This window comes from Streptomyces sp. TN58 (genome assembly GCF_001941845.1).
In the GTDB taxonomy this organism is placed as follows: Bacteria; Actinomycetota; Actinomycetes; order Streptomycetales; family Streptomycetaceae; genus Streptomyces.
Map to the genome: position 1 here is coordinate 7,276,390 of NZ_CP018870.1, position 23,351 is coordinate 7,299,740.

Here is a 23,351-nt window from a genome sequence, read left to right on the forward strand (position 1 = left end):
TGCTTCCGCGGACCGGGCGTGGCGGAATGAGGTTGTCCGAATCCGCTGTTAGGGTGACGTGTGCTCGTCAAGGCGAGCGCATTTCGGTTCCTGACATTCCAACGGGGTACAAACGTGAAGTTTCGTCATGTCCGTGCAATAGCCGTCTTCGGCATCGCCGTCGTCGCTCTGACGGGTGCCCGCGGCTCCCACGGCGCCAGCTGTGGCGGAGGCAGCAGCTCCAGCTCCAGCAGCTCCGGCGGCAGCAGCAGCGGCAGCACCTCCAGCGGCAGCGACAGCAGCAGCGGCAGTACGACCAGTGGCAGCGACAGCACCAGCGGTACGAGCAGCAGCTCCGGCGGCACCACCACGACCGGCGGTACCAGCCGGGACAAGGCCCAGCGCGACATCAAGATCGACAGCTGCAAGCTGGACAGCGCCGGCAAGAACCTGGTCGCCCGGCTGACCGTCACCAACAGCGGCTCGCTGGACCAGACCTACAGCATCACCATGAAGTTCAACCCGGGCCCCGGGTCCAGCGCGGTCGCCGCCCAGGCCCGGGTCACCGGACTCAAGGTCAAGGCCGGCGCCTCCCAGCAGACCGAGGCCACCACGCCGTACACCGGCAAGGGCGACGGCAGCGAGTACAAGGAGTGCGTGGTCTCCAGCGCCTCCAAGAGCTCCCTCTGACACACCGCTGACGTCCCGGCCGGCCGCCCCGCGCAGCCGGCCGGGACGTCCGCGTCAGGCGAGGTCGAACCGGTCGAGGTTCATGACCTTGTCCCAGGCCGCCACGAAGTCACGGACGAACTTCTCCCGCGCGTCCTTGGACGCGTACACCTCCGCGATGGCCCGGAGCTGGGAGTTCGCACCGAAGACAAGGTCCACGGCGGTGGCCGTCCACTTCGGCTCCTCCTTGCCGCCGCTCCGGCCCTCGAACACGTTCTCGTCCGCGGTCGACGCCTTCCACTGCGTCCCCACGTCCAGCAGGTTGACGAAGAAGTCGTTGGTCAGCGTCTCCGGCCGGTCGGTGAACACGCCGTGCGCGGACCCGCGGAAGCCGGTGTTCAGCGCCCGCATCCCGCCGACCAGCACCGTCATCTCGGGAGCCGTCAGGTTCAGCATGCAGGCACGGTCCAGCAGCAGGGTCTCCGGAGACAGCTTCTCTCCCGCCGGAAGGTAGTTGCGGAACCCGTCGGCCCTCGGTTCGAGCACGGCGAACGACTCCACGTCGGTCTGCTCCTGCGTGGCGTCCGTGCGCCCCGGCGCGAACGGAACCGTGATGTCGTGCCCGGCGTTCTTCGCTGCCTGCTCGATCGCCGCACAGCCGCCCAGGACGATCAGGTCGGCGAGGGAAACCCTCGTCCCGCCGTCCTGCGAGCCGTTGAAGTCCCGCTGGATCCCCTCCAGGGCCCCGATCACCTCGGTCACCTCGGGCAGAGCGTTGACCTCCCAGTCCTTCTGCGGCGCCAGCCGGATCCGGGCACCGTTGGCCCCGCCCCGCATGTCGGTGCCACGGAAGCTGGCCGCCGACGCCCAAGCGGTGGTGACCAGTTGGGAGACCGACAGCCCGGAGGCGAGGATCCGGCCCTTCAGAGCGGCGACGTCACCGGCCGAGACCAGCTCGTGGTCGACCGCGGGGACGGGGTCCTGCCACAGCTGCGGCTCGGCCACCCACGGGCCCAGGTACCGTGACAGCGGCCCCATGTCGCGGTGCAGCAGCTTGTACCAGGCCTTGGCGAACGCCTCGGCAAGCTTGCCCGGGTTCTCGTGGAAGCTCTTCACGATCGGTGCGTAGACCGGGTCCAGCTTCAGCGCGAGGTCCGTCGTCAGCATCATCGGGGCGTGCCGCTTGGCGGGATCGTGCGCGTCCGGCACCGTGCCCTGCGCCGAGGCGTCCTTGGGCGTCCACTGCTGCGCCCCGGCCGGGCTCCTCGTCAGCTCCCAGTCGTACCCGAACAGGTTGTCCAGGTACCCGTTGTCCCACTTCGTCGGCTCGTTCGTCCAGGCGCCCTCAAGCCCGCTGGTGATCGTGTGGCCACCCCGGCCGCTGCCGTACGAGTTGTGCCAGCCGAGACCCTGCTGCTCCAGCGGAGCGGCCTCCGGCTCCGGGCCGACGTACTCCGGATCGACCGCGCCGTGGCACTTGCCGAAGGTGTGGCCGCCGATGATGAGCGCGGCCGTCTCCTCGTCGTTCATCGCCATGCGCCCGAACGTCTCACGAATGTCCCTGGCGGCCGCAAGCGGATCCGGATTGCCGTTGGGGCCTTCTGGATTGACGTAGATCAGGCCCATCTGCACGGCGCCGAAAGGCCCGGTGAGTTCCCGGTCACCGCTGTAGCGCTCGTCGCCGAGCCACGTGTCCTCCGGCCCCCAGAAGACCTCCTCCGGCTCCCAGATGTCCTGCCGTCCGAATCCGAAACCGAAAGTCTTGAACCCCATCGATTCCATCGCGCAGTTACCCGCGAAAACCAGGAGGTCGGCCCAGGAGATCTTACGGCCGTACTTCTGCTTGACCGGCCAGAGCAGACGGCGCGCCTTGTCCAGACTCGCGTTGTCCGGCCAGCTGTTGAGGGGGGCGAAGCGCTGCGCGCCGGAACCGCCTCCGCCGCGGCCGTCGGCGATGCGGTAGGTGCCCGCGGCGTGCCAGCTCATCCGGATGAAGAGCGGCCCGTAGTGGCCGTAGTCGGCGGGCCACCAGTCCTGCGAGGTGGTCATCACCTCGAAGACGTCCCGCTTCAGCGCGTCGACGTCCAGGGACGCGAACTCCTCCGCGTAGTCGAAGTCCTCGCCCATCGGATTGGCCTGGGGCGAGTTCTGGTGGAGAACCTGGAGGTCCAACTGGTTCGGCCACCAGTCCCGATTCGTCCGGGGACGAGTGGGCGCGGGGGTGGGGGAGGGGATTGCTGGGTTCTCGCTTTCGCTGCCGGACACGTCCGTCCTTCTTCCTGTCTCGGTGCTTCCCACTGCTGGCTGCTCGCTCTTGACGGCGTCCGTATGGTCGCGCACCGCAGACCGCGTGGCGCAGAGAACACGCAGGGCTTCCCCGCCCAAGACGCTTTCCGGCTCCCGCCCGCGCGGGAAAGAGGGAGAACAGCAGAGATCGTGCGATCATCGTTATCGCTCTGTCGCGACGAAATGCCTCTCAGGCATCACCGCCGGGTAACCTGTAGCTCGCCTTTTCGGGCCTCTCACAGGTCCGTCTGGATCCTTTGTCCCGCCGAGCGTGAACTGGTGAGCCGAAATGAGTGACCTGCTGGAGCGGCTGCGGGGACGCGGCTGGCGCATGACGTCCCAGCGGCGTGTCGTGGCGGAGGTCCTCGACGGAGAGCACGTGCACCTCACCGCTGACGAGGTGCACGCACGCGCGGCTCTGCGGCTGCCCGAGATCTCCCGCGCCAGTGTCTACAACACCCTGGGCGAGCTGGTCACCCTCGGCGAGGTCGCGGAACTCTCCGCACACGGGCGTGCCAAACGGTACGACCCCAACGCCCACCGGCCGCACCAGCACCTGGTGTGCTCCGGCTGCGGCCTCATCCGGGACGTCCACCCGGGCGGCGACCCCCTGGCCGGCCTGCCTGCGCAGGAGCGCTTCGGCTTCACGGTGTCCGACGTCGAGATCGTCTACCGCGGGCTGTGCCCCTCCTGCGCGGCCGCTCCGCCCCACGCCTGAGAGCGCAGGCCCCGGCCTACCACTCCGGGTGGACGTCACGGCTGTCGTAGCGGTCGCCCGCGGGGGTGATCCACGGCCGGAAGCGGCCGGGCCCCGTGCTGTCGTGGGCGTAGCCGACCGGCTCCCGGGTGTCGTCGGTCACGATCACGGCTCCGGCCCGCTGGGCGCTGCGCAGGGCATGCGTCCAGTGGCGGCCGCGGTGGCCGGTGCGGTAGTCGGGGATCTTGCACTGGGACATCTCAGGTCTCGCCGTCTGCGTCGCTTCATCGGATCCGGACCGGGCGTATACCCCGTTCGGCCTGCTCCGAACATGCGTCCGCGGACAGCCGTCGGTCCCGTCCATCCGGGCCCTCTCGTGCCGGCCGCGTGATTGCCCCAGAGTGGTCGATCGCACCTCCTCCGCATCCGCCGGCACCACTCGACCCATGGAGCTCCGCCGTGGCCACGACCTCCGAACCGCCCGGGACGACATCCGCCGCCGCGTCCGCAGAACCGGGCGCCGTCCGCGTCGAACGGGACGGCCCCGTCACCACGGTGATCCTCCACCGCCCGGAAGTCCGCAACGCGGTCGACGGCCCGACCGCGGCCCGGCTCGCCGACGCCTTCCGCGCCTTCGAGGCGGACGAGGACGCCGCCGTCGCCGTCCTGTGGGGCGAGGGCGGTACGTTCTGCGCCGGCGCGGACCTCAAGACCGTCGGGACCGACCGCGGCAACCGGGTGCGGGCCGACGGAGACGGCCCCATGGGACCCACCCGGATGGAACTGGGCAAACCGGTGATCGCCGCGATCAGCGGGCACGCGGTGGCGGGCGGGCTCGAACTGGCCCTGTGGTGCGACCTGAGGGTTGCCGAGGAGGACGCGACCCTCGGCGTGTTCTGCCGCCGCTGGGGCGTGCCCCTGATCGACGGCGGTACGGTGCGGCTGCCCCGCCTGATCGGCGAGAGCCGCGCCATGGACCTCATCCTCACCGGCCGCCCCGTGACCGCCGCCGAGGCCCACGGGATGGGGCTCGTCAACCGCCTCGTCCCGCCGGGAGAAGCCCGGCGCACGGCGCAACGCCTCGCCCGCGAGATCGCCCGGTTCCCGCAGACGTGCCTGCGCCACGACCGGCTCTCCGTACGGGAACAGCACGGCCTGGGGGAGCGGGAGGCCCTGGCGGCCGAACACCGGCACGGCCTCGCCGCGCTCACCTCCGGCGAGACGCAGGCCGGCGCCGACCGCTTCGCCGCGGGAGCCGGCCGCCACGGCTCCTTCGCCGGCTGAGGCCGCCCGCCTGCCCGCTCCTTGTGCCGCCTCACCGGGGGCATCATGGCGGTGTGAACGTGTCCCAGGCCGCCGGCGGCGGAGCGGGCGTCCCCGGCTTCCTCGGGGTCGCCCCCACGCCCCGGACCGCCGTGGTGTGGCTCCCCCCGGCGGCACTGTGGCCCGCCCTCCAGAGCATCCGGGCCGAGCACGACCCCCAGATCCGGCGCTGGCCGCCGCACGTCAACCTGCTCTTCGGCTTCGTACCCGAGGCCGACTTCGCCCGCGCCGCGCCACTGCTGGCGGCCGCCGCGGCCGGCATCGAGCCGTTCGACATCAGGCTCAGCGGAGTGCGGGCGTTCCGGCACCGCGGCTGCGCCACCGTGTGGCTCGACCCCGCCGCCGCCGGCCTCGCACCGTGGACGGCGCTCCAGGAGAGCCTCGCGGAGCCCTTCCCGGCATGCCGCGGCCGGTTCCCGGTGTTCACACCGCACCTCTCGCTCGGCCGCACCCGCACCCCCCGGCCCCTGGCCGCGGAATGCGCGGCCCGCCTGGGCAGCACGGCGGCCCGGGTCGACGAGATCGTGCTGCTCTCCCGCCGCGGTGACGAGCCCATGCGGCCCCGTGCCGTGATCGGCCTGGGCACGGCCACCACCACATGGTCAGCGCACTGAAACCGGATCCGCCGGCCCGTCCTCCGCCGGGGACGCCTGCGGCAGGGCGGCACGCAGGCGCTCCAGGAGGGCCCGCGCCGTTCCGCTCCCGCGGGGGTGGCGGTTTGGGGGTGGCCCCCGGGCCGGTGGTGCTGGGGCTCTGCCCCAGGCCCCGCGCCTCAAGCGCCGGCGGGGCTGGTGTGGTGCGGGCGGTCGCGGGGCCGGGCAGGGGTGTCTCCTCGGCTCGGCGAGCGCGAGCGATCACCACGGTGCTCGGTGGTGACGCCTCGTCCTGCGGGGACACCCCTGCCCGTCCCCGCTCCAACCGCGACGAGGGGGTGTCAGGAGGCGCCTTGGGCGGCTGCCGGGTACGGGCGAATGCACTGCCGTGGGGTGGGGACACGGCGGAGTGTCCCCGCAGGACGAGCGCGCACCACCGACCCACCTCCGCAATCCTGGGCACCGCGCGAGCCGAGGAGACATTCCGGCGGGGCACCACCCCACACCACCCAAGCCCCGCCGGCGATTGAGGCGCGGGGTCTGGGGCAGCGCCCCAGCACCACCGACCCGGGCCGACGCCCGAAACCGCCACCCCCGCGGGAGCGGAAGGGCGCCGGGTCTGGGGCGGAGCCCCAGCAGCCGCCCGGGGCAGCCGGTCAGGTCTGGGGCGGGTTGCCCTGGTCGCGCCGCATCTGCTCCCTGAGCTTGTCCTGCGCGGTGTCCACATGGCGGCTGTACTTGCCCTGCGTCTTGCCGTCGACGTAGTCGCCGGCCTTGTCGATGCCCTGGTCGGCCTGGCTCTCGTGACCGCGCAGCATCTGCTTGAGCTTGTCCATCATCGACATGACGGCCTCCTTCGGGTTCGTCCCCCACGGCAAGGGTTGCCGATGATCGACCTGGCCGCATCCGCGAGGCTCTGACCTCGCCGGATACCGGTACGCCGCCGGCCGTCAGAGGCTGACGCGCTCCCCTTTCCGGCGGACCGCGCGGGCGATCAGGCCGAGCAGGTAGGCGTGGAAGAGGTACGAGAACGCCAGGATGCACCAGATGACGGCGCCGGTCTGCGCCCACGCCCCCAGCGAGTTGACCACCGAAAGCAGGAGGGCCCCGGTGGGGACGGCCAGCATCAGGGCGAATATCCCGGCCGTCTGGTCGCCTCCGTCGCCGGCGCCTGCCAGCAGCAGGAGCGCGGCCAGGCCGAGGTAGGTCCCCGACAGCCAGTTGCCGAAGGTGAGGACGGCGAAGGTGCGCACCGGTCCAGAACGCATGGGACTCCTCGTGTTGCCCGGGTGGGACGGCCTTGATGATCACCATGGTGGGGCCGGCCCGCCGGGCGCGTCAGAGTACGCGTACTCAGTGGACGTACTCATTGCGGGCGGCCGACGCGCTGCCAATGGGCGGGACACGGCGGTCGGCATGGAACGATCTCCGCATGACAGAGAGCATGAGCCCGTACATGTCCTCGGCGCGGGTCACAGTCCTGGGGGTGCAGCCCGGTGACCCGCCGTTCCGGATCGTCGAGATCGACGGGGAGGTGGTCCGTATGGCGACATCCATGACCGATGTGATCCTGGCTGCCGCGGATGCGGGGATCACCATCCACGACCTCGACGATCCGGACGCGGTCCGCTGGGTCGGCGGCGGGAAACTGACCTGGCGGCTGCACTAGCCCTTCACTGTGCCGGGCGGCTGCGCCGTGCCGTCGCCCGCTTGCAGGTCACACGCACCACCGAGAAAGGATCGGTGACCAGGGGGCGTTCGACGTCGACGCGCGTGCGCCGGTCACTGCCGGGCAGGCGGTGCGGAGGATCGCTCAGGTGGCGCGTCCGTATCGGACCGCTCTGCTCCAGATCCGTTCCAGGCGCACGGTCGTGCCGGGACGCGGAGCGTGCCAGATCCTGTTGTTGCCGGCGTAGATGCCGACGTGGGTCATGGTCGCTCCCCGGGGGAAGAAGACCAGGTCACCGGCCGTGCGGTCGGCGGCGGGGATGTGGCGGGTGTGCTCGTACTGCTGGTCGGCGGTGCGTGGGAGGCGTTTGCCGGCCTTCTTGAAGGCGTAGAGGGTCAGGCCCGAGCAGTCGAAGCGTCTGGGGCCGGTGGCGCCGTAGGCGTACGGCGAGCCCTGTTTGGAGGCGGCCACCTTGACGGCTTTCGCGCCGTACGACGGCGCCGCGTGAGCCGGGTCCGTGGGGCCGGCGAGGGCGCCGGCCGCGAGGAGCAGTATGAAGAAGACGGCGCGTGCTCTGGGGCAACAGCACATCGGAGAAGTGCCCTTGAGGGCCTTTCGGAAGTCGGTCCTGGAGCAGGACATCGTGACACCTCCGCAATCGGTTGGCAGGCGACGATTCAGATCAGTGGCCTGGTCCTGTTCTCGGTGGCAGTCGTCTTGGCTCTGACGGCGGACCAGTTTTCCCGCACGCCCTGTTTCGGCCGCATCGGACACGATGTGATTTGTCCCGATTTTGCGTTCGATTCGAGATGATACGAACAGATGACCATCAGGCCGCCGCCGTTGTGCTGAATCGGGACGCCGACAGGCATCGGCCCGCCGCGGAGCGGGCACGCAGCACGGGTGAGCCCGACCGAACTGCTCCCGGCGCCGCCGCCCCGCACCGCGGCCCGCCGAGCCCTGCTCGCCGGTTCGGCGGGCAACCTCGTCGAGTGGTACGAGTTCGGCGTCTACGGCTGCTTCGCCACCGTCATCGCGGCCAACTTCTTCACCCCGCACGCCGGAAGCCCCGGCGGCGGCGCCGAAGCGCTGGTCACCACCTACGCCTCGTTCGCCCTCGCCTTCTTCTTCCGGCCCGTCGGAGCCCTCCTGTTCGGGCGTATCGGTGACCGCTTCGGCCGCCGCCCCACCCTCGTGCTCGTCGTCGGCCTCATGACGCTCGCCACCACCCTGATCGGACTGCTCCCCACGCGCGCCGACATTGGAGCCGCGGCGCCCTGGCTGCTCACGTTCCTGCGCGTGCTCCAAGGGCTGTCCGCCGGAGGCGAGTTCGGCGGAGCGGTGTCCCTGATGGTGGAGTACGCGCCACCCGGCCGCCGCGGCCTCTACGGCGCATGGCAGTCCTTCACCGTCGCCCTCGGCCTGCTGGCCGGTGCCGGCACGGCGGCGGCCCTGGCCACCGCCCTGCCGGCCGGGGCGCTGTACGCGTGGGGGTGGCGGATCCCGTTCCTGCTGGCCCTGCCGCTGGGCATCGTCGCGCTGTGGCTGCGCACGGCGTTGGAGGAGCCCCCGGGCGGGCCGCCCACCGCCGCGCTCCGCCGGGCCGGCACAACCACCCTGGCGGAACAGGCGCGTGCCGTCGCACTCGGCATCGGACGGATCCTGGGCTGGTCGGCGGCCGGCTACACCTTCCTCGTCGTGCTGCCGTCCCATCTGCAGTCCGCGCTCGGCGCGTCGTTCCGCGACGCCCTGCTGGCCACCACCCTCGTCAACCTCGGCTTCGCCGCGTCGATCCTGCCCGCCGGACTGCTCAGCGACCGCGTCGGGAGGCGCCCCGTCATGCTCGCCGGCGCGCTGGGGATCGCCGTACTCGCCCACCCCCTGCTGGACTTGCTCCAGTCGCCCGGGGTGTCCCCGCACACCCGGGCCGCGGCCGTCCTCGCGGCCGGCGCGCTGGTGGGCCTGCTCGCCGGACCCGGGCCGGCCATGCTGGCCGAGATGTTCCCCCGACGCGTCCGCTGTACCGGGCTCGGACTCTCCTACTCCCTCGCCAACGCCGTGTTCTCCGGCTGTGCGGGGCTCGTCGTCACCACGCTCACCGCCAGGACCGGGGACACCGCGGTCCCCGCCCACTACGCCGCCGGCGCCTGCGCCGTCAGCGCCGCGGCGCTGCTGACCCTGCGCGGCGACGACCACCGGGAGCCGCTGCGATGAGGGTGATCGGCCTGATGTCCGGGACCTCGTACGACGCCGTGGACGCGGCCGCCTGCGACCTCGACCACCGGCCCGGGGACGGCACGCTGCACCTCACCCCGTTGGGCATGGTGAGCGAGCCGTACCCGGAAGACCTGCGCGGCGAGCTCGCGCGGGCCCTGCCCCCGGCGCCCACCGCACTCGCCGACGTGTGCCGTCTCGACACCCGCATCGGACAGGCCTTCGGCCGGCTCGCCGTACGCGCCGACCGCGAACTGTGCCGGGGGAGCGCGGAGTTGATCGCCTCGCACGGGCAGACCGTGTACCACTGGGCCGCGGACGGACGGGTCCACGGAACCCTCCAGCTCGGCGAGCCCGCCTGGATCGCCGAGGCCACCGGGCGCCCGGTCGTCTCCGGCTTCCGGACGCGCGACGTCGCCGCCGGCGGGCAGGGCGCCCCCCTCGTCGGCCTGATCGACCTGATGCTGCTGCGCGGCCGGACCGGAGTGCCGGCCGCCCTGAACATCGGGGGCATCGCCAACGTCACCGTCGTACCCCGGCACGGCGCTCCCGTGGCCTTCGACACCGGCCCGGGCAACGCCCTGATCGACGCCGCGGTACGCGAGCTGAGCGGCGGGCGGCTCGCGTACGACGAGGGCGGCGCGCTCGCGGCCTCCGGACGCGTCCACGAAGGCCTCCTGCGACGGTTGCTCACCGAGCCGTACTACCGGCTGCCCGCCCCGCGGACGACCGGCAAGGAACTGTTCCACCAGGGGTATCTCCGTTCCCACCTGGGGGAGTTCGGGCAGCTGCCGCCGCAGGACGTCGTCGCGACACTGACGCGCCTCACAGCCCGGACCGTCGCCGACGCGTTGCGGCCGCTGGGCGCCACCGAGGTGTTCGCCTCGGGAGGCGGGGTGCGCAACCCGACGCTGACCGCGATGCTGCGCGCCGAACTGGCCGGCACGCGGCTGCGCGCCTCGGAGGAACTGGGGCTGCCCGCCGCGGCGAAGGAGGCGTACGCGTTCGCCGTACTCGGCTACCTCACCGTGCACGGCCTCCCCGGCAACGCACCCGGCTGCACCGGGGCGGCCGGGCCCCGGGTCCTGGGGTCGATCACCCCCGGCAGCGGCCCGCTACGACTGCCGGCCCCGGCGCCCCTCGCCCCGAGCTCCCTGTCCCTGCGGGCGGACGGCCCCGACGCACGGCCAACCGCGCCGCCCTGAGGGCCGGCGCCCCGGCCGGGCCGGTCACCTGCCCACGATCTTGCGGACGTTCTCGATGCTGCCGCAGTCCGACGCGAGCTGCCTCTCCCGCTCCCGCAGGAACGCCGCGCCCAGCTCGGCCCTGCGCTCGTCGGGGACGTTCTCCCGGGTGCCGTTGAGGATGGTCCGCTCCTCCTCGTCCAGATGGTGGGAGACCGCCTTGACGAGGTCCTCCAGGCGCTCGTCCCACTCCTCGGAGCCGACGTCCTCCACCTCCAGGAGCCTCAGCAGCGCCTCGTTGCCCTCGGCGTGCTCCTCCTCGCCGTGCTCCACCTCGTCGTCGTCGACGCCCCGGAAACGCTTGAGCGCGCCGTACACCTCGGCCTCCTCGGCCTCGCCGTGCGCGATGAGCAACGCCGAGAACTCGTCCCGGGCCGCCTCGCGGTCGGCCTCGATGCTCCGCATCCGGCGGAAGAGCTCCTCCATCGTGCGGTGGTCCTTGAGGATCACCGCGACCACGTCCTGGCCCTTGCCCTGGTCCGCCATTCCACACGCCTCCTCGATCGGTGTTCACGGTCTCCTCGCGCCTGCTCGCTCGCCGCGCCCTGAAACCCTCCGACCACCCGCGATCAGCGGCGGAGCACCTTGCGGGGACACCCGGCCGCCGAGCAGGCGGTCTGGTCCCGGCCAGGGCCGGATGGGCCACGGCCGCCCGCGCGCGGCCGTGTCTGCACCGGCATCGACGCCGCCGGTGCCATCGTGGGCCCCCGCGCTCCGTCTCCCTGGAGGTCCCGCCGTGTCCCCACGCCCGTACGGCCACGCCCGCCGGATCGGTCCGTCCCTGGCCGCCGCCACCGTCGTGTGCGGCGCCCTGCTCGGCGTCTGTGTGCCGCCCGCGCAGGCCGTCGCGGACCGCAACCCGCCGCCGCTTACCGGCGCGGACCTCCGCCAGGAGCTCCGCGACCTCGTCGACCGCCCCGACGGGCCCCCCGGAGTCATCGCCGTCCTGCGCGACGGCGACCGTACGAAGGTCTACCGCGCGGGCGTGGCCGACCTGGAGAACGGCCGGCCGCCGAGCGCGACCGACCACATGCGCATCGCCAGCGTCGCCAAGGCCTTCAGCGGGGCCGTGGCCCTGAGCCTCGTCGACCGCGGTCGGCTGAGCCTGGACTCCACCATCGGCGAGGTCCTGCCCGACCAGCCCGCCGCCTGGCACGAGGTGACCCTGCGCCAACTCCTCAACCACACCAGCGGGCTGCCCGACTACTCGGCCTCCCAGGAGTTCCGCGACATCGTCTCGGCGGATCCCCGCCACCGCTTCGACTCGCGCCGCCTGCTGGAGTTCGTCGCCGGCGAGGACCTCGCGTTCCGGCCGGGCAGCCGCTACCAGTACTCCAACTCCGACAACATCGCCGTCGCCCTCATGGCCGAGGCCGCCACCGGAAGCCGGTACGAGACGCTGCTGCGCGAGCTCGTGTACCGGCCGCTCGGCCTGACCGCCACCAGCCTGCCCCAGGGCTACCGGCTGCCCGTACCCTTCCTCCACGGCTACCAGATCGACCCGGAGGAAGGGCCCGTCGACGTCAGCGAGGCCGTGAGCGCCTCCGGAGCCTGGGCGGCGGGGGGCATCGTCTCGACCCCCAAGGACCTGACCGCCTTCATCCGGGGCTACGCGGGCGGCGCCCTCATCTCCGACCGCACCCGCCGTCAGCAGTTCCGGTTCATCCCCGGTGCGCTGTCCCAGCCCCCCGGCCCGGGCCGCACCGACGCTGGCCTGGCCATCTACCGCTACACCACCCGCTGCGGGACGGTGTACGGTCACACCGGCAACACGCCCGGCTACACACAGCTCGCGGCGGCCACCGCGGACGGCAGCCGCTCGCTGACCTTCACGATCACCACCCAGACGTCACTGACCGCCAACCCGGACCTGCTCGCGCGGGTCCGGGACGTCCAGGAGGACTTCGTGTGCGCCCTGCTGCGCGGGTGACCGGCCCCGAGCCCGCACCCCCGAGCCTGAGCCTCTGAGCTGGCGGGCGCGCACGGCCGAGCGGCCCTGCGCGCCCGACACGGAGGCGGCGTAACCTGGTCGGACCGCCACTGAACGCGCGCGCCGCAAGCGCGGTGCGCGCACCCGTACACCCCGCCGCGAACGATCCAGGGAGGCGGCGAGTGACCGATCCGTTCGGCTTCCTCAGGATCCCCCGCGAGCCCGTCCCGCCCCGCCCCGTCGAGGAACGGCTCGGCGACTGGCACGAGGTCCACGCGGGCCAGGCCCTGCTCCCGCTCGTCTCCCGGCAGGCCGACCGCTGCATGGACTGCGGAATCCCGTTCTGCCACACCGGCTGCCCCCTCGGGAACCTCATACCCGAGTGGAACGCGTACGCCGCCCACGGCGACTGGCACGAGGCGTACGAGCGGCTGCACGCGACGGACAACTTCCCCGAGGCCACCGGACGGCTCTGCCCCGCCCCCTGCGAGGACGCCTGCGTCCTCTCGATCAACGCCGACCCCGTGACCATCAAGAACGTCGAGCAGACGATCGCGGACGAGGGCCTGCGGCGCGGCTACATGCAACCGAGGCCGCCCGGACGGCACAGCGCCAAGACCGTGGCCGTCATAGGCTCCGGCCCGGCCGGACTGGCCGCCGCGCAGCAGCTGACCCGGGCCGGCCACGCGGTCACGGTCCACGAGCGGGCCGACCGGATCGGCGGCCTGCTGCGCTACGGCATCCCCGAGTTCAAGATGGAGAAGGCGTACCTGGACCGCCGGATCGAGCAGATGCGCGCCGAGGGCACGGTCTTCGTCACCGGCCACGACGTCGGAGCCGCGGCCGAAGGAGGCGCCCGTACCCGCGCCGACGCCGACGCGGCGGAGCTGCGCGGCCGGTGCGACGCCGTCGTCGTCGCGGTCGGAGCGGGCGAGCGCAGGGAACTGCCCGTCCCCGGCCGCGAGCTGCGCGGCATCCACCAGGCCATGGACTATCTGACCTGCGCGAACCGGGTCCAGGAGGGCGACCGGGTCGACTCGCCCGTCACCGCCGAGGGCAGGCACGTGGTCATCGTCGGAGGCGGCGACACCGGATCCGACTGTATGGGTACGGCCCTGCGGCAGGGCGCGATCTCCGTGGCCCAGCTCGACATCAACCCGGAGCCCGGCCCCGGCCGCACCGACGACGAGCCCTGGCCGGTGTACCCCAGGACGTACCGGATCTCCCACGCGCACGCCGAGGCCCGCGGCCGCGAAGGCCGCGACCCGCGGCTGTTCGCCTGCGCGACCCTGCGCTTCGAGGGGGATGCCTCGGGACGGGTACGGGCTCTGCACCTGACCGCCGTCGAGCCGGTGGGCCGCAGCCCGCTGGCGGGTACCGAGCGGGTCCTGCCGGCCGGGCTGGTCCTGCTGGCGCTCGGCTTCTCGGGCCCCGAGCGGGCGGGCGGTCTGCGTGAGCAGCTGGGCCTGGAGTTCGACGGTCGCGGCAACTTCGCGCGGGACGCCGGCTTCGCGGCGCGCGGCGGCCGGGCGCCGGGGGTGTTCGTCGCGGGTGACGCGGGCCGGGGGCAGTCGCTCGTGGTGTGGGCCATCGCCGAGGGCCGGGCGGCGGCAGCCGCCGTGGACCGCTACCTCACCGGCTCGACGTGCCTGCCGGCCCCGATCGCCGCGCACGACCTGCCGATGTCGGCGCTAGGCCGCATGCGCTACGGGGACTACTGAGGAGGGTAACGGCACGCTCCGGCCGGCCCGAGGGGCCGGCCGGAGCGCGGGTCACTGACGGCGGGGCGGCTGCTCAGCCCGCGGCCAGGAGCGTGAGGGTGTCGATCACGCGGTTCGAGAAGCCCCACTCGTTGTCGTACCAGGCGACGACCTTGACGTGGCGGCCCTCGACGCGGGTGAGCTCCGAGTCGAAGATCGACGAGGCGGGGTTGCCGGTGATGTCGGACGACACCAGCGGGTCGTCCGAGTACTCCAGCACACCGGCCAGCGGGCCCTCGGCCGCGGCGCGGTACGCCTCAAGGATCTCCTCGCGCGTCACCTCGCGGGCGACGGTCGTGTTCAGCTCCACGATGGAACCCACCGGGACCGGCACACGGATCGAGTCGCCCTGCAGCTTGCCGTCGAGCTGCGGCAGGACCAGGCCGATCGCCTTCGCGGCGCCCGTGGAGGTCGGCACGATGTTGACGCCGGCGGCGCGGGCGCGGCGCGGGTCGCGGTGCGGGCCGTCCTGCAGGTTCTGCTCCTGCGTGTAGGCGTGCACCGTGGTCATGAAGCCGTGCTCGATGCCCGCGAGCTCGTCCAGGACCGCGGCCAGCGGGGCGAGCGCGTTCGTCGTGCACGACGCGTTCGAGACGATGGTGTGCACGGCCGGGTCGTAGGCGTCCGTGTTGACACCGTACGCCAGCGTCACGTCGGCGCCGTCCGACGGCGCGCTGACCAGGACCTTCTTCGCCCCCGCCTTGAGGTGGGCGCGGGCGGCGTCAGCCGAGGTGAAGCGGCCGGTGGCCTCCAGCACGATGTCGACGCCGAGGTCGGCCCACGGCAGCTGCTCCGGCTCCCGCTCGGCCAGCACCGTGATGCGGCGGCCGTCGACGACCAGGGTGTTCCCGTCGACGGTCACCGGGCGGCCGAGCCGGCCGGAGGTGCTGTCGTACGCGAGGAGCCGCGCGAGGGCCTTCGGCTCCGTGAGGTCGTTGACGGCGACGACCTCAAGGTCGCTGTCGCGCTCCAGCAGCGCGCGCAGCACGTTGCGTCCGATGCGGCCGAATCCGTTGATGGCGATGCGAGTCATGAGCGAGTCCCTTTCGTTCGCCATCAGGTTCGCCTCCCGTGCCCGCCCGCGACAGCGGCGTGATCGCCACTGTTCAAAAGGATCCCGCCAGCGGCGATGGCGCGATCCTCACGGCCGTAGGGGGTGTCGTCGAAGTCCCGTCTGGGTGGCGGGGCCCGGCACGCGCGCTCGCCGCGTTGTCGTCGGTCGCCGACGCCCGCACCCCTACTCGCCCTTGGTGAAGGTGCGCCGGTACTCGGTCGGGCTGGTCCCCAGGATCCGCTGGAAGTGCAGCCGCAGGTTCGCCCCGGTGCCGAGGCCGACGTCGGCCGCGATCTGCTCGACACCGCGCTGTGAGCGTTCCAGCAGCTCGCGTGCCACGTCGATACGGGCCCGCATGACCCACTGCATCGGCGTGTACCCGGTGTCCTCCGAGAACCGCCGCGAGAACGTACGAGGCGACACCCCGGCGTGCCGGGCCAGCGACTCCAGGGTGAGGGGCTCGCCCAGCCGGCGCAGCGCCCACTCCCGGGTGGCGGCGAACCGCTCGCCGAGCGGCTCCGGCACACTGCGCGGCACGTACTGCGCCTGGCCGCCGCTGCGGTAGGGGGCGGCCACCAGGCGCCGCGCCGCGTGGTTCGACGCGGCCACGCCGAGATCGCCGCGCAGGATGTGCAGGCACAGGTCGATGCCGGACGCGGCGCCCGCCGAGGTGAGGACGCTGCCCTCGTCGACGAACAGGACGTTCTCGTCGACCCGGACGAGCGGGTGCTTGGCGGTGAGCGCCCGCGCGTAGTGCCAGTGTGTCGTCGCGCGCTTACCGTCGAGCAGGCCCGTCGCGGCGAGCGCGAACGCGCCCGTCGAGATGGCGGCGAGCCGCGCGCCCCGCTCGTGGGCCGCGATCAGCGCGTCGATGACGGGCCGCGGCGGGTCCTCGCGGTCGGGGAAGCGGTAGCCGGGGACGAAGACGATGTCGGCCCACGCGAGGGCGTCCAGCCCGTGCGTCACGTGGTAGGAGAGCCCGTCGCCGCCCGCGACGAGCCCGGGGGCAGCGCCGCACACCCGCACCTCGTACGGCATGCTCGCGCGGGTCGTGAAGACCTGCGCGGGGATGCCCACGTCGAGCGGCTTCGCGCCCTCCAGGACGAGGACGGCGACACGGTGGAGAGGGGAGGCTGGCACGCTACCGAGCCTAGGGGGTGTCCGGCGGATCAGGCGCCGCCCGCCCGCCCGGGACCATCGCGGCAGTCCCGGGGCGGATCCGGCTCAGGCCGCCGCGGGCGTACGCGACAGGGCGGTGCGCAGCGCGAAGAAGCCGAGCAGGCCGCCCGACGCGAGCCGCTGAGCGGTCATCACGCGGGGCCGGGCGGCCAGGAACCCCGACACCCGTGCCGCGCCCAGCATGATCAGACCGTTCACGGAGATCCCCACGACGATCTGCACACCACCGAGCTGGAGCAGCTGCGCCCAGTCCGGGCCGGCCTGCGGATCCATGAACTGGGGCAGAAGAGCGGCGTACATGAGGGCGATCTTGGGGTTGAGCAGGTTGGTCAGGAGCCCCGTCGAGAACAGACGGGTGTCGGAGACCGGAGGCAGGTCCCCGGCCGGCGCGAAGGGCGAACGGCCACCGGGCTTGAGCATCCCCCAGGCCAGGTAGGCCAGGTAGGCGGCCCCGGCGAGCTTGACCACCGTGAACGCGAGCGGCACGGCGGCGAACAGCGCGGACAGGCCCGCGGCCGCGGCCACCAGATAGCACACGAATCCCACCGCGGTCCCGCTCAGGCTGACCAGGCCCGCCCTGCGGCCCTGGGTGATCGCGCGAGACGCCAGGTGGATCATGTTCGGTCCCGGAGTCAGGGCCATGCCCAGCTCGATCAGGGCCACTCCGCCCACCGCGGCCAGACTGATCACCGGTCAACTCCCGATCGCTTGCCGGGTAGCCGTACCCGGAGTGGGGTGGCGCCCGGCTGTGTGACGGGCGGCTGCGACGCGTCGGCAGTGCCGCGGTCGACTTCGTGGAGGATACAAGCCGGCCGGTCAGCGGATCCGCGGACCCCACGACGCCCGCCTGCCGGACGGCTCCTGAGCGCAGCCGGCGAGTGTCCCGCCCGGGCCGCCGCCCGCGGTGGGGTATACGTGCCCTGGAGGATCGACCGACCTCCGCGAAGGGAGTGGTTGCCGTGGAGCGAACGACCTGCTGCGTGGTGGGGGGCGGCCCGGCGGGAATGGTGCTCGCGCTGCTGCTGGCCCGTGCCGGTGTGGAGGTGTCGGTGCTGGAGAAACACGGTGACTTCCTGCGCGACTTCCGCGGCGACACCGTGCATCCCACCACCCTGTCACTGCTCGACGACATCGGTCTCGCCGAACGCTTCGCCCGGCTCCCGCAGCGCCGCGTCACCACCGTCCAGCTGCCCATCGGACCCGACCGCACGCTGGTCACCGTCGGCAACATCGGAGCCCTGCCCGGGAAGTACAACTACATCGCGATGGTGCCCCAGTGGGACCTCCTCGACCTCCTCGCCGACGAGGCGCGCCGGGAGCCCGCCTTCCACCTGCGCATGGACACCGAGGCGACCGGCTTCCTCGTCGAGGGCGGACGGGTGCGCGGCGTGCGCTACCGCACCGCGGACGGCGCCACCGGCGAACTCCGGGCCACCCTGACCGTTGCCTGCGACGGCCGCGGCTCACTGGCCAGGGCACTGCCCGAACTCGGCCTGGAGCACTTCCCGTGCCCCATGGACGCCTGGTGGTTCCGCCTGCCGCGCCACGAGAGCGACCCCAGCGGGCTCGTGGGCGGTCTGGGCGACAGGTTCTTCACCGCGCTCATCGACCGCGGGGACTACTGGCAGTGCGCGGCGCTCATCCCGAAGGGGACCGACGCCGAGCGCCGCGCCGAGGGCCTGGAGCGCTTCATGGACCGCTTCGCGGAGGCCGCCCCCTGGCTGGCCGACCGGAGCCACGCCGTCAGCTCCTGGGACGAGGTGAAACTGCTCGACGTACGACTGGACCGGCTGCGCCGCTGGCACCGGCCCGGTCTGCTGTGCATCGGCGACGCCGCCCACGCGATGTCCCCGGTGGGCGGCATCGGCATCAACCTCGCCGTGCAGGACGCGGTCGCCACGGCCCGCCACCTCGTACGCCCGCTCCGCGAGGGCAGGGTGGGCCTGAACGACGTACGCCGGGTCCAGTTCCGCCGCTGGCCCACCACCGTGGCGACCCAGGGGCTCCAACGACTGGCCCACGCCCAGGTCTTCGAACCCATCCTGGAAGGCCGCACCGCGTTCGGTGATCCCCGGCGCGCCCAGCGGATGACGGAACTCGTCACCGAATCGCCCTGGTTGAACCGTATCCCGGCGTACTTCATCGCCTACGGAGCCCTCCGCGAGCGTCCCCCGGCCGAATCACTCCGCTGAGACGCCCGGCCCGCCGGCGGCGGAATCCCCTTGGGTGGATTCCCTGCGGTGGTCGCCGCGGCGCTGCCGTGGCGACCACCGCAGGGACGCCCGTCCTACTGCGCCATCTCGTACGCGCCGGACAGGGCCTCGACCCGGGCCCACACACGGGCCGAGCGGGCCTCGTCGACGACCGGGCGGCGGACGGCGGCCAGCGCCCAGGCCTGCTGCTCCGGCGTGCTGGAGTCCTTGCCGTGCAGTTCCACGGCGTGCTGGGAGAAGTCCCGCACGAGCACCGAGAACAGCTCGTCCAGCACGGACTCGTCCAGGTCCGTCAGGCGGGCCTGCTCCAGGATCAGCTGTCCGTGGACGACCAGGGCGAACAGCTGCCCCACGGAGAGGAGGAAGTCGAGGTCGCGTCCCTGCGCCTCGTCGGGTGCGATGGTCGCCGCGAACTCGGCCAGTGCGTCGGCCTGTTCGCGGAAGCGCGCCACGTTCGGCACGGCGGCGTAGGAGTCGTACGCCGGGCGCCAGTCGTGGAAGCGTACGGAGCCCAGGCCGCGGGCCGGCCCCTGCCGGAACAGGAAGTCGTCGTCGGCGGCGTCGAGGCGCGTCGGTACGGGCTCGTACTCCGCCGGGGCCAGCAGGTGGTTGCGCATGAACTTGAGGATCAGCGCGAGGTTGACGTGGACGGTGCCCTCCAGCTTGGGCAGTCCGCGGATCTCGACGGCCGCCTGGGCGAAGTAGTTGTCCTTCTCGAACCCCTTGGCGGCGATCACGTCCCACATCAGGTCGATGACCTTCTCGCCCTCCGTCGTGACCTTCATCTTGGTCATCGGGTTGAAGAGCAGGTAACGGCGGTCGTCCGGCCCGGCGGAGCGGAAGTAGTCGACGGCGCGGTCGCTGAACAGCTTCATCCCCACGAGGCGGACGTAGGCGTCGGCCAGCTCGCGGCGCACGTGCGGGAAGGCGGTGACGGGCCGGCCGTAGAGGATCCGGTTGTGCGCGTGCGTGACGGCCTCGTACATCGCGTGCTCGCAGATGCCGATCGAGGCGGTGCAGAGGTTGAACTTGCCGACGTTGACGGTGTTGAGCGCGGCGTCGAAGGCGGCGCGCCCGGTGTGCAGGACGTCCTCGGCGGACACCGGGTAGTCCTCCAGGCGGAACTCGCTGACGTACTTGGAGGAGTCGACGACGTTCTTCACGAGCCGGTACGCCGGGTGGCGGCTGTCGGCGGCGAAGAAGACGTAACCGTCCGGGCCTTCGACGTCGGTGCGGCGGCCGAAGACGGAGACGAGCCCGGCGGCGTTGCCGTTGCCGATGTAGTACTTGGATCCGCTGGCGCGGAAGCCGCCGGAGCCGTCGGTGGACGGCTCCAGCAGCATGTCGGTGGAGTAGATGTCGGCGCCGTGGGTCTTCTCGGACAGGCCGAAGGCGAACACCTCGCCCTCCGACAGCAGTTGTGCGGCGCGCTCGCGGGCGGCGGCGTTGTCGCTCTGCCAGACGGGGCCGAGGCCGAGGATGGTCACCTGCCAGGCGTACCAGTAGTCGAGACCGTAGAAGCCGAAGATCTCGTTGAGGGCGGCGATCCGCGCGGTGTCCCAGCGCTTGTCCGGCTCGTCCTCCCCGGCGGCGGCCGCCGGGGTCAGGAACGTCGCGAAGAGGCCTTCCTTGGCGGAGAAGGCGAGGAAGTCGGCCAGCCAGGCTCGGGTGCGGTAGTCCTCGATGATCCGCCGCTTGCCGCGGGCCTCGAACCAGTCGACGGTCGCGCGCAGCAGCCTGCGGGTCTCCGGGTCGAAGTGCGCCGGGTCGTAGGTGTGCGGGTGGAACAGCAGAGGGTCGGACATGGCGGATCACCTTCCGAGGGGTCGGAGTCGGGTCCGCGCGGGTGCGCGGAGGAAGCGGGGGAGGAAGCGGGAGGCGGCGGGGGTGCGCGCGGGCTACGAGGCCGGCGGCGCGGGCGGTGCGGGCGGTGCGGGCGGCGCGGTGCGGCCGAGCCGGTGGAGGGTGGCCAGGACGTCGTCGAGCCAGGCGATCGTCATCCGCTCCTGCGCGATGCCCCCGCGCAGTACGACGTGCTGGAGTTCCTGGCCGGCGTCGAGCGGCGCCGGGGCGTCGGGCCCGGTGAAGTCGCGCAGTTCCCCGGCGAGATAGCGCGTCAGCCGGTCCCGGTGGGCCTGCTGGTGCCGTTCCACCTCGCGGATCAGGGACGCCGGGTCGTCGAAGGCCGCCCCGCGGATCTTCACGGCGAGGTCGTGCCGCAGGCTTTCCGGCTCGATCGGCTCGTGCAGCCACCGCGCGAGCGCGGCCCGGCCGGGACCGGCGGCCGAGTACTCCTTCTTGTCCGGCCGGCCCTGCTGCGGGATCGTACGGACGGCGAGCAGCCCGTCGCTCTCCATGCGCTTGAGCACGCGGTAGATCTGCTGGTGCGTGGCGGTCCAGAAGTAGCCGATCGACCGGTCGAAGCGGCGGGCCAGCTCATAGCCGGAGCCCGGCTTCTCCAGCAGGGAGACGAGGATCGCGTGTTCGAGCGCCATACCCCGATCCTGCTATGCAACTCGTTGCATGGACAAGCGGCGGCGCCCAGGTGAGACGCGGCTCACCCGGGCGCCGCCAGGGGCGGGATTCACGCGGAGGCGTCGGGGATCCAGGAGCCGTGGATCATGGCCGGGACCCGGCGCGGCAGGTGGATCGTGGCGACCGGCGGGACGGTCAGGTCGCCGGCGTCCAGGACCAGCAGCTGCGAGGCGTTCGCGTGCAGGTCGCTGACCACCGTCAGCAGGTACCCGGCGTCCTCCTGCGACGCGCCCGCGCCCTCGGCGGGTACGAACACGGCCTCGCTGGGAAGCCGCCCGGCACCGAACGGCAGCAGTTGCCGGGCCCCGGTGGAGCGGTCGTACTTGACGAGCGTGTGGGCGGCCGTCCCCATGTCGTCGGGGAAGGCGAGCGCGTACTGGTAGCGGTGTTCGATGCCGAGGAAGGCGTCGTTGATGGTCGGGAACTCCACGGTGAGGTCGTCGGTCACCTCCTCCTTGACGGCGCCCGCCGCCAGGTCGACGGTCCAGCGGGTGCTGCGCGAGCCGTGGTTGGGCTCGGCCCCCCGGTCCTCGGCGCCGACCCACCAGTTCCAGGAGCGCTGCCAGCCCTCCCGGCCCACGCTCGGGCCCTCGACGACGATGCGCCCGTGGGGGTCCTCGTAGGCGTTGGCGAAGTGCATGCCGTAGCCCTGCCCGATCTCGAACCAGCGGATCTCGCGGGCCCGTCCGCCGCCGCCCGCGCCCGCGGCCGTGCGCGGCATGACGCCGATGCGCGAGATCTGCTCGTCGTCCCAGCTGTACGGGATGCCCGAGCGCTCTGCGGGGTCGAACGTCACGGAGCCCTCCAGGAACACCACGTAGTGCTCGGTGAGGGCGAAGTCGTGTTTGAGTGCCGCGCTCGCGCCCGGTACCTCCTGGCTCTCCAGCACCTGCCCGTCGGCGGTGGCGACGTGGTGGACCAGGTACGGCGGGAAGGGGGAGGAGGCGAAGAAGTGCAGCTCGCCGGTGACCGGGTCCTCCTTGGGGTGGGCGGTCATCGCCGAGGTCAGCCTGCCTCCGAAGTCGTAGGCCCCTACGGTGTCCAGGTCCGCCGTCAGCTCGAAGGGCAGGGCCGCTTCGCTGAGGGCGAGGAGCCGGCCGGCGTGTTCGATGACGTGGGTGCCGGCCGTGCTGGCGGTGAGGTCGGGGCCCTTGTCGGTCATGTAGGGGGCGCCGTCGAGGGCGGGGGTGTGGACCCAGCGGTTGCGGTACCACTCGGCGCGTCCGTCGCGCAGGCGGATGCCGTGGACCATGCCGCTGCCCTTGAACCAGTGGGTGGGGGTGATCCCGGGCTTGGGGTTGTGGCTGTTGCGGATGAGCCTGCCGGACAGCTCGGGCGGGATGGTGCCTTCGACGGTGAGTCCGGTGGCGGTGATCTCGTCGGTGACGGGGGTGTAGTGGCCGGTCAGATATGGCTTCGGGATGCTGGTCACGGCGGGTCCTCGATTCTGGGACGGCGGAGCGGAACGGTGGGTGAGTGGTTTCTGGGGAAGCGGGTGCGATCAGTCCCGCTCGGGGGCGGTGGTGGCGGTGGCGGCCGCAGCGGCCTCGGCCTCGGCCCGGACCTTCAGTGCGGCGAGCCAGGCGTCCAGCGACTGCCGCAGCACCTGTTCCATCTCCGTAGGCCGGGCCTCGACGGGTGCGCCGCTCCAGGACTCCTCGGTGCGGACCGTCACGGTGCCGGGCGCCGTCTCCTGGAACGTCCAGACGTGGATGCCGTCGATGCCGTGTGCCGGGCCGCCCCAAACGATCCGCTCGCCGGGGACGACCTGGTGGACGGTGGAGGTGATGTCCAGGCCGTGGGTCAGCCAGCGGAAGGCGGTGCCGGGGGTCAGCGGGCCGGCGTACTCGACCCGGTCCACGTCCGTGTTCCAGTCGGGCCAGGCGGCGATGTCCGTGTGCAGGCTCCAGACCGTCGGGAGCGGGGCGTGCACGGTGGTTTCGACGCGGACGACGACCGGTGCTTCGGAGTCGACGGCGGTGGGGTGCGTGGTCATGGGGGTTGCT

23 protein-coding genes and 1 pseudogene are annotated in these 23,351 nt (G+C 72.5%); 11 read left to right on the forward strand and 13 right to left on the reverse strand.

Going from position 1 to position 23,351, the window contains the following annotated elements; translation table 11 throughout:
• The first annotated feature begins 114 nt into the window (after positions 1–114).
• Positions 115–669: a hypothetical protein gene (locus tag BSL84_RS32985; protein WP_030028452.1), complete on the forward strand. Its 555-nt coding sequence runs from the start codon at positions 115–117 to the stop codon at positions 667–669.
• A gap of 54 nt (positions 670–723) precedes the next feature.
• On the opposite strand, the gene katG is transcribed toward BSL84_RS32985, so the two are convergent.
• Complete coding sequence (gene katG, locus BSL84_RS32990) at positions 724–2,913, reverse strand: catalase/peroxidase HPI (RefSeq protein WP_045321384.1); 2,190 nt, start codon at positions 2,911–2,913, stop codon at positions 724–726.
• Positions 2,914–3,223: 310 nt separating this feature from the next.
• Here katG and BSL84_RS32995 point away from each other — a divergent pair, with 310 nt between their 5' ends.
• Positions 3,224–3,652, forward strand: coding sequence for a Fur family transcriptional regulator (locus BSL84_RS32995; protein WP_030028456.1), 429 nt, complete (start codon positions 3,224–3,226; stop codon positions 3,650–3,652).
• 16 nt (positions 3,653–3,668) lie between these two features.
• Here BSL84_RS32995 and BSL84_RS33000 read toward each other — a convergent pair whose 3' ends face one another.
• Entirely contained in the window at positions 3,669–3,890 is a 222-nt protein-coding gene (locus tag BSL84_RS33000; RefSeq protein ID WP_030028458.1) for a hypothetical protein, read from the reverse strand.
• A 200-nt stretch (positions 3,891–4,090) separates the two neighbouring features.
• On the opposite strand from BSL84_RS33000, the gene BSL84_RS33005 reads away from it, so the two are divergent.
• Together BSL84_RS33005 and BSL84_RS33010 are read left to right on the forward strand one after the other, a co-directional pair.
• On the forward strand, positions 4,091–4,915 hold the full coding sequence (locus BSL84_RS33005; protein ID WP_075971852.1) for a crotonase/enoyl-CoA hydratase family protein: 825 nt from the start codon (positions 4,091–4,093) through the stop codon (positions 4,913–4,915).
• Positions 4,916–4,968: 53 nt separating this feature from the next.
• Complete coding sequence (locus BSL84_RS33010; RefSeq protein ID WP_079273386.1) at positions 4,969–5,568, forward strand: 2'-5' RNA ligase family protein; 600 nt, start codon at positions 4,969–4,971, stop codon at positions 5,566–5,568.
• 635 nt (positions 5,569–6,203) lie between these two features.
• Here BSL84_RS33010 and BSL84_RS33015 read toward each other — a convergent pair.
• Complete coding sequence (locus tag BSL84_RS33015) at positions 6,204–6,392, reverse strand: antitoxin (RefSeq protein ID WP_030036186.1); 189 nt, start codon at positions 6,390–6,392, stop codon at positions 6,204–6,206.
• 105 nt (positions 6,393–6,497) lie between these two features.
• Entirely contained in the window at positions 6,498–6,815 is a 318-nt protein-coding gene (locus tag BSL84_RS33020; RefSeq protein WP_158880195.1) for an SCO4225 family membrane protein, read from the reverse strand.
• 164 nt (positions 6,816–6,979) lie between these two features.
• On the opposite strand from BSL84_RS33020, the gene BSL84_RS33025 reads away from it, so the two are divergent.
• On the forward strand, positions 6,980–7,216 hold the full coding sequence (locus tag BSL84_RS33025; protein WP_030036182.1) for a hypothetical protein: 237 nt from the start codon (positions 6,980–6,982) through the stop codon (positions 7,214–7,216).
• Between the two features lie 144 nt (positions 7,217–7,360).
• Here BSL84_RS33025 and BSL84_RS33030 read toward each other — a convergent pair whose 3' ends face one another.
• Positions 7,361–7,807, reverse strand: coding sequence for a C40 family peptidase (locus tag BSL84_RS33030; RefSeq protein ID WP_030036180.1), 447 nt, complete (start codon positions 7,805–7,807; stop codon positions 7,361–7,363).
• 312 nt (positions 7,808–8,119) lie between these two features.
• On the opposite strand from BSL84_RS33030, the pseudogene BSL84_RS37865 reads away from it, so the two are divergent.
• The 3 genes and pseudogenes from BSL84_RS37865 to BSL84_RS33040 all read left to right on the forward strand — a co-directional run.
• Positions 8,120–8,761, forward strand: a pseudogene (locus BSL84_RS37865) (MFS transporter); the annotation flags it as partial.
• Between the two features lie 12 nt (positions 8,762–8,773).
• Positions 8,774–9,430: an MFS transporter gene (locus BSL84_RS37870; RefSeq protein ID WP_420711226.1), complete on the forward strand. Its 657-nt coding sequence runs from the start codon at positions 8,774–8,776 to the stop codon at positions 9,428–9,430.
• The gene (locus BSL84_RS33040; protein WP_075971853.1) at positions 9,427–10,635 is read left to right on the forward strand and encodes an anhydro-N-acetylmuramic acid kinase; all 1,209 of its coding nucleotides are present in this window, start codon (positions 9,427–9,429) and stop codon (positions 10,633–10,635) included. The genes BSL84_RS37870 and BSL84_RS33040 overlap by 4 nt, the downstream gene beginning before the upstream one ends.
• Positions 10,636–10,659: 24 nt before the next feature.
• Here the strand turns inward: BSL84_RS33040 and BSL84_RS33045 are convergent, their stop codons facing one another.
• The gene (locus BSL84_RS33045; RefSeq protein WP_030036175.1) at positions 10,660–11,160 is read right to left on the reverse strand and encodes a hemerythrin domain-containing protein; all 501 of its coding nucleotides are present in this window, start codon (positions 11,158–11,160) and stop codon (positions 10,660–10,662) included.
• A gap of 250 nt (positions 11,161–11,410) precedes the next feature.
• Between BSL84_RS33045 and BSL84_RS33050 the strand changes: the two genes are divergently transcribed.
• Both BSL84_RS33050 and BSL84_RS33055 read left to right on the forward strand, forming a co-directional pair.
• Complete coding sequence (locus BSL84_RS33050) at positions 11,411–12,604, forward strand: serine hydrolase domain-containing protein (RefSeq protein WP_075971854.1); 1,194 nt, start codon at positions 11,411–11,413, stop codon at positions 12,602–12,604.
• Between the two features lie 182 nt (positions 12,605–12,786).
• Positions 12,787–14,325 carry a glutamate synthase subunit beta gene (locus BSL84_RS33055; protein ID WP_075971855.1) on the forward strand — a complete coding sequence of 513 codons (1,539 nt, stop codon included), beginning with the start codon at positions 12,787–12,789 and terminating at the stop codon, positions 14,323–14,325.
• A gap of 73 nt (positions 14,326–14,398) precedes the next feature.
• On the opposite strand, the gene gap is transcribed toward BSL84_RS33055, so the two are convergent.
• From gap to BSL84_RS33070, 3 genes are all read right to left on the reverse strand, one after another.
• Positions 14,399–15,397 carry a type I glyceraldehyde-3-phosphate dehydrogenase gene (gap, locus tag BSL84_RS33060; protein WP_045324024.1) on the reverse strand — a complete coding sequence of 333 codons (999 nt, stop codon included), beginning with the start codon at positions 15,395–15,397 and terminating at the stop codon, positions 14,399–14,401.
• Positions 15,398–15,601: 204 nt separating this feature from the next.
• Positions 15,602–16,558, reverse strand: coding sequence for a GlxA family transcriptional regulator (locus BSL84_RS33065; protein WP_030036167.1), 957 nt, complete (start codon positions 16,556–16,558; stop codon positions 15,602–15,604).
• Between the two features lie 84 nt (positions 16,559–16,642).
• Positions 16,643–17,287, reverse strand: a complete 645-nt coding sequence (locus BSL84_RS33070; RefSeq protein WP_030036165.1) for a LysE family translocator — start codon at positions 17,285–17,287, stop codon at positions 16,643–16,645.
• Positions 17,288–17,556: 269 nt separating this feature from the next.
• Here BSL84_RS33070 and BSL84_RS33075 point away from each other — a divergent pair, with 269 nt between their 5' ends.
• Complete coding sequence (locus BSL84_RS33075; RefSeq protein ID WP_075971856.1) at positions 17,557–18,789, forward strand: FAD-dependent oxidoreductase; 1,233 nt, start codon at positions 17,557–17,559, stop codon at positions 18,787–18,789.
• Between the two features lie 95 nt (positions 18,790–18,884).
• Here BSL84_RS33075 and BSL84_RS33080 read toward each other — a convergent pair whose 3' ends face one another.
• From BSL84_RS33080 to BSL84_RS33095, 4 genes are all read right to left on the reverse strand, one after another.
• Positions 18,885–20,615 carry an acyl-CoA dehydrogenase family protein gene (locus BSL84_RS33080; RefSeq protein WP_075971857.1) on the reverse strand — a complete coding sequence of 577 codons (1,731 nt, stop codon included), beginning with the start codon at positions 20,613–20,615 and terminating at the stop codon, positions 18,885–18,887.
• A gap of 93 nt (positions 20,616–20,708) precedes the next feature.
• A complete protein-coding gene (locus tag BSL84_RS33085; RefSeq protein WP_075971858.1) occupies positions 20,709–21,305 on the reverse strand; it encodes a PadR family transcriptional regulator in 597 nt (198 codons plus the stop codon).
• A gap of 89 nt (positions 21,306–21,394) precedes the next feature.
• A complete protein-coding gene (locus BSL84_RS33090; RefSeq protein ID WP_030036158.1) occupies positions 21,395–22,777 on the reverse strand; it encodes a carotenoid oxygenase family protein in 1,383 nt (460 codons plus the stop codon).
• Between the two features lie 69 nt (positions 22,778–22,846).
• Entirely contained in the window at positions 22,847–23,341 is a 495-nt protein-coding gene (locus BSL84_RS33095) for an SRPBCC family protein (protein ID WP_075971859.1), read from the reverse strand.
• Positions 23,342–23,351 lie beyond the last annotated feature (10 nt).

Excerpts from the sequence above, each read along its gene's own strand:
- BSL84_RS33040 (WP_075971853.1), top strand. The coding sequence starts at position 9,427 with ATGAGGGTGATCGGCCTGATGTCCGGGACCTCGTACGACGCCGTGGAC.
- BSL84_RS33085 (WP_075971858.1), bottom strand. The coding sequence starts at position 21,305 with ATGGCGCTCGAACACGCGATCCTCGTCTCCCTGCTGGAGAAGCCGGGC.
- BSL84_RS33020 (WP_158880195.1), bottom strand. The coding sequence starts at position 6,815 with ATGCGTTCTGGACCGGTGCGCACCTTCGCCGTCCTCACCTTCGGCAAC.
- gap (WP_045324024.1), bottom strand. The coding sequence starts at position 15,397 with ATGACTCGCATCGCCATCAACGGATTCGGCCGCATCGGACGCAACGTG.
- BSL84_RS33080 (WP_075971857.1), bottom strand. The coding sequence starts at position 20,615 with ATGTCCGACCCTCTGCTGTTCCACCCGCACACCTACGACCCGGCGCAC.
- BSL84_RS33000 (WP_030028458.1), bottom strand. The coding sequence starts at position 3,890 with ATGTCCCAGTGCAAGATCCCCGACTACCGCACCGGCCACCGCGGCCGC.
- BSL84_RS32995 (WP_030028456.1), top strand. The coding sequence starts at position 3,224 with ATGAGTGACCTGCTGGAGCGGCTGCGGGGACGCGGCTGGCGCATGACG.
- BSL84_RS33025 (WP_030036182.1), top strand. The coding sequence starts at position 6,980 with ATGACAGAGAGCATGAGCCCGTACATGTCCTCGGCGCGGGTCACAGTC.
- BSL84_RS33030 (WP_030036180.1), bottom strand. The coding sequence starts at position 7,807 with ATGTGCTGTTGCCCCAGAGCACGCGCCGTCTTCTTCATACTGCTCCTC.
- BSL84_RS33095 (WP_075971859.1), bottom strand. The coding sequence starts at position 23,341 with ATGACCACGCACCCCACCGCCGTCGACTCCGAAGCACCGGTCGTCGTC.
- BSL84_RS33045 (WP_030036175.1), bottom strand. The coding sequence starts at position 11,160 with ATGGCGGACCAGGGCAAGGGCCAGGACGTGGTCGCGGTGATCCTCAAG.
- BSL84_RS33015 (WP_030036186.1), bottom strand. The coding sequence starts at position 6,392 with ATGTCGATGATGGACAAGCTCAAGCAGATGCTGCGCGGTCACGAGAGC.